At 68.5% G+C, this 5,000-nt stretch carries 2 protein-coding genes and 1 rRNA gene; all 3 read right to left on the bottom strand.

The window, feature by feature from the left end:
* Positions 1-25: 25 nt before the first annotated feature.
* A complete protein-coding gene (locus tag ACWGE0_RS45525; RefSeq protein ID WP_452267071.1) occupies positions 26-2,818 on the bottom strand; it encodes a S8 family serine peptidase in 2,793 nt (930 codons plus the stop codon).
* A gap of 200 nt (positions 2,819-3,018) precedes the next feature.
* Positions 3,019-4,560 carry a deoxyguanosinetriphosphate triphosphohydrolase family protein gene (locus ACWGE0_RS45520; RefSeq protein ID WP_452267070.1) on the bottom strand — a complete coding sequence of 514 codons (1,542 nt, stop codon included), beginning with the start codon at positions 4,558-4,560 and terminating at the stop codon, positions 3,019-3,021.
* Positions 4,561-4,908: 348 nt separating this feature from the next.
* Positions 4,909-5,000: ribosomal RNA gene (gene rrf, locus ACWGE0_RS45515) — 5S ribosomal RNA — on the bottom strand; the annotation flags it as partial.

Raw genomic sequence — 5,000 nt, 5'->3', positions numbered from 1 at the left:
GGCCTTCTCTTTGTCAGCTAGCTCGTCACACCCAGCCGGCGACGTGCAGGGTCACGGAGCGGATCGAACCGCGGTCCGAGCCCACCACGTCGGCGACCTTGAACGTCCACGTGCCGTCCGCCGAGTCGACCAGCAGCGACGACAGCGTGCTGCCCGCCTTCCACGAGCCGGTGAACGGCGCGTCCGCGGCCAGCGCCGAGGAGAAGGACTTCGTCGCCGAGTCGTCGAACACGGCCTGGCAGATGTTGTTGCCGGTGCCGCCCGCCCGCGAGAACAGCGTCACGGACTTGCCGGACGGCGAGGTCAGCGTGCCGACCAGGTCACCGACGAAGGTGTGGTCGATGCCCACCGTGGTGGCACCTTCCGTCGTCGAGCAGGTCGCGCCGTCCACGGAGAACTTCAGGTTCGACGCGCCGCCGACACCCGTGACGGGCAACGAGACCGAGACACCGGTCTGGTCGTTGTCCGGGATGGCCACCGGCGCACCGGTGTAGGCGAACGTCTTGAACTCACGCGACGGCTCACCGACGCGGTAGTTGAACGACGCCGTGGTAGGCGAGGTCGCGCCCGCGTAGGTCACCTTGGCGTCGAGCTTGACCGCCGAACCGAGCGCGGCCGAGGCCGGCACGGTCACCTTGAAGGTGTTGCTGACGGTCTGGCCGACGTCGATGTTGCCGTAGTACTTCGAACGCGGCGCGATGGTCACACCGGCGGTCGGGGTCGACAGCACGACCGAGGTCGACGCGGCCGAGCCGTCACCGTTGTTGGCCACCGGCACCGTCACCGTGGCGGTGGTGCCCGGCTTGAGGTACTGGCTGCCGTCGGCGTCGTTGACGATCGTCGGCTTCTGCGCGCGGGCCAGCGCCTGCGGCGACGCACCCGTGTAGGCGAGCGCCTTGTCGGCCATCACGATGCCGGCACCGGTGCGATTGTCCACACCGGACTCGACGATGTCGATCGCCGTGGCGACAAGGGCTTCCTTGACCTCGGCGGGCTTCAGCGTCGGGTTGCCGGACAGGATCAGGCCGGCGATCGCGGCGGCGTTCGGAGCAGCGGCCGACGTGCCGAAGAACGGCGCGAAGCCCGGCACCGACGTGGTCACGCCGTCGGCCGCGGTGATGTCCGGCTTCTGCCGGGTCTCGGCGAGCGGCGTGCCGTCGGGCGCGAAGAACGTCTTGCGCGGTCCGTCGGAGGTGAAGCGCTCCGGCTTCTGCGAGCTGTTGAACGCGTCCGGGAACGGGCCCTTGGGGTTGGCCGGGTCACCGGGCTCCAGGTCGAACGGCAGCGCCGCCGCGGCGGGAGCGGCCGCGACCGAGATCGCGCCCTTGGCCGCGGAGTGACCGCGGGTCATGCCCGGCGTGACGAACTTCTTGAGGCCGTCGTTGGAGTCGGCGAACCGTCCCCCGAACAGCGACAGGTCGATGTACTTGTCCTCACCGCGGAACTTCACGACCGCGAGACGCGTGCCGGTGGAGGTCGACGGGGTGTTGAGGCGCTCGTACGGGTCCTGCGCGCCGTCCTGGTTGTTCTGGCTGAAAGTGACAACGTTGCCCTGGGCGTTGACCAGGTACAGGTCGTAGTCGTTGAACGACTGGCCGAGCGGGTCGGCCCAGTGCAGCGTCACGGGGCTGTCGCCCGAGTAGTTCGACAGCGGGTTGAACAGCTGCTTGGCGTTCGGGTCCGGGTTGAAGTCGTGCGCGGTGCCGGCGAACTTGCCGACGCCCACACCCGAGTCGACGAACTGGCCCTCGTAGTGGCCGGCGGTGCCGTCCGCGACGTTGCCCTGGTTGCCGGCGCTGGAGAAGAACACCGCGCCGTCCGCCGCCACCGCGTCCACGGCGCGCGCGATGATGCCGTCCTGGAACGGCGACTCGTTGAAGTAGATGACGTCGTCGACGATGACGTCGCAGCCGAGGTCGAAGCGCAGCTTCTTGATGTTGTCGGCGAAGCTCGCGTCACCGTTGAACGCCGTGGCGAAGCCGAGTTCGGCGTTGGGCGCGAGGTCGTGCAGGATCTCGAGCATCGCGGTGCCCTCGTCACCGGAACCCGCCTGCCCCGGCAGGATGTCGACGGCCGGCAGCTCACCCGCGGCCTGCGACACGGCCAGCGAGCCCACGCCGTCGGACAGCGCGCACAGCTTCACGCCGACACCGGTCACGTGGAACGAACCACGCGCGGCCTCGGCGCTGTGGGCCTTGTCGCTCTCGGCGACCTTGGCCGCCTGCACGGACAGCTGCTTCTCGGAGAGCCTGCGCTCGATCTCCCGAGCCTTGTCCTCTTTGGACGGAGCCGCCTTGCGGCTCTTGTTGTCCCGCTTGTTCTTCACGTCCTGCGTCATCGCGTCGCTGCCCGGCTCGACGCGGGAGACGTCCGTGCGTCCTGCGAGCTCCGCGATCTTGGCGACCGGAACCTCCGCGCGCACGGTGCGATGCTCGGGGGACACTGCCCGGATCTGTCCGCCCACCGCGCGGACAGCGTTGACCAGGTCCTCGGAGTACTGCTTGGCACGGATGTCCACAAGGGTGGTGGACCGCGGCGTCACGGCAACGCCGGTCTGCACCTGCGGAAGGGAGCTCATCGTCCCCGCCTGGGTGCGCTTGCGCGCCTCCACGACGAGCGCGCTGTCCACTTTGGACTCAGCCGGGGTGAGCGACTTCTTGATGCTCTGCAACGCGGCGATCTGGGCCGCGGTGCGGTCGGTGATGGACTTCGACGCCTTGACCGGATCTGCGGACGCCGGCGTGACGACGGTGAGTGCGGCCAGAAGAACAGCTGTACCCGCGGTGACTAAGGACGTGCCTCTTCGAGATCGGCGCACAGGGTCTCTCCCCCGAACGTTGGCGTGCCCTGGACTGATCCCCCTGGGCACGCGGCCTGCGGCCGGATGATCCCGGCCGAGCGGTCAACGTATGGTGCATGCCTGATCACAGTCAGCATCCGATTGGGCTACTTCTCACTTAGCAGACACAATCACACTTCACAGAACCACACTTCACAGAACAACTTCCGGCCACAACCTCACAGCACGAACGCGTCAGTCCACAACTGACCCGTTCGCCCGGCAAGCGCTTCCAGCAGCGCCGCGGCCTGGTTGTCCGTCAGCGACGCGATGAAGTCCACCACCGCACGCCCACGCGCCAGCCCACGCACGAAATCGGGCCCGATCGGCAACTCTCCGGTAGGACCGACCAATGTGGACGGCTCCGTCCGGGCGAGCCCCGCGTACTCCATTTCGGCCAGCTCGACGAGATCGTGCAACCGCCGCGGCAACCGATCCGCCTCACTGCGATCAGTGACCCACTGCTCCAATGCGTCCACAAGCGAAGTGAGCAACCGCGCCTGTCCCCTTTGGTGCAACGCCAGATCCGGCCGCAACAACACGAACCGCCGATGCACGAACTTCAGCACCTGCACCTCGTGCCACTGCGCCACCGCCAGCACCACGTGCCCGGACCGCGGCGTCGGCTCCTCGATCACCCCGACCGCGTCGACCAACCGCCGGGTCCACCGCGCACTGAACCCCGCAACCGCCTGCTCCGCCTCGACCGACCCGTCGAACGGCACGGCCAGCAACCCGTCCACCAACTCCTTGCTGACCTTGCGCACCGCGAGCGCGAACACCTCGTCGCTCATCACCCAGGAATCCTTGAGGTGCATGCGCCGCCTGAGCGTCTCCAATGACCGCCCCGGCATCCGAATCTCCGCGCTCAGCTCCGCATCGCTCAGCCCGGCCAGGTCGAGCGCCTGCGCCTGCCACGTCCCGAGCTCGGCCGCGACCGTGGCGTGCTGCAACACCCCGACCCGGTGGAAGTCCTCGAGGTCGTGAATCGCGTAGGCGATGTCGTCCGCGGTGTCCATGACACTCGCCTCAACGGTCTGCTGCCACGACTCCACCCGCCCCTCGAACGGCTCCCGCGCCTGCCGCAGATCGTTGATCTCCGTGACGTACGCCGAGAACTTCGAGCTACCGGTGCCCGGCATGTCGTCCGGCGCCGCCGCACCACGCGGCGCCACCTGGAGGTCGAGCGGCTGGTGCCGGGTCCACGGGTACTTCAACATCGCCGCCCGCACCGCGACGGTCAGGTCGAGCCCGAGCGCCTTGGGCCCCCGCACATCCGTGGTCGTGACGATGCGGAACGACTGCGCGTTGCCCTCGAACCCGTCCGGCAACCCGAACCGGTGCCGCGCCAGCCGATCCAGCACCTGCTCGCCGAGGTGCCCGAACGGCGGGTGCCCCAGGTCGTGCGCGAGCGCCGCTGCCTCCACCACATCGGGGTCGCACCCGCCGAGCTTCTCCAGCACCGCGGTCAGCTCGGGCCGGCTGGTCAGCCGCTCCGCGATGGCGCGCGCGGCTTGGGCGACCTTGAGGCTGTGGGTGAGCCGGTTGTGCACGAGCAGGCCGGACCCCGTCGAGCTGACGACCTGCGTGACGCCGCCGAGCCTGGCGAAGAACGGTGAGCTGGCCACCCGGTCGCGGTCGACCCGGAAGGGGTTCGTGGCGAGGTCGGCGGTCCTGCCCACTCCGGCCGACCGACGGGCGGTGCGTTGCTCGTTGTGCATGGCAAAGAAGGTACCGGGCAGCCACGAGCCTTCGGCGCCCCACGCGTCTTCCTCATTGCGCGATGAAGATGACCATGGATTTGTGACCCCTCTCAGCCGATCCAGACGGATGGAAATACTTACTAGAGGGGGTGGGGCCCGAATCAGGCCACTGATCACTCGATCGAGTGAGTCGTGGTGAGCCGCGGCCTGCAGGTGCCCGGTGGCACCAGGGGTTCGGCTGGCCGGCAGATGGGGGGTGGCCGTGTGGCCGGCGGGCGCTTGGCTGGCGGCGTTCGGCCGGGAATGCAGAAAACCCCCGAGGGGAGCGCTTGTGGCGCTCAACCCTCAGGGGCTTTCTGTACGTAAGTTCGGCGGCGACCTACTCTCCCACACCGTAACCAGTGCAGTACCATCGGCGCAGAAGGGCTTAACTACCGGGTTCGGAATGGGACCGGGTG

The sequence above is a fragment of the Lentzea sp. NPDC054927 genome, from assembly GCF_053610285.1.
The sequence above is the reverse complement of the archived record's forward strand: the minus strand, read 5'-3'. Positions and strand labels throughout refer to the sequence as shown.

What these genes read in the sequence shown, in the direction of transcription:
- ACWGE0_RS45520 (WP_452267070.1), bottom strand. Translation starts at nt 4,560, where the DNA reads ATGCACAACGAGCAACGCACCGCCCGTCGGTCGGCCGGAGTGGGCAGG.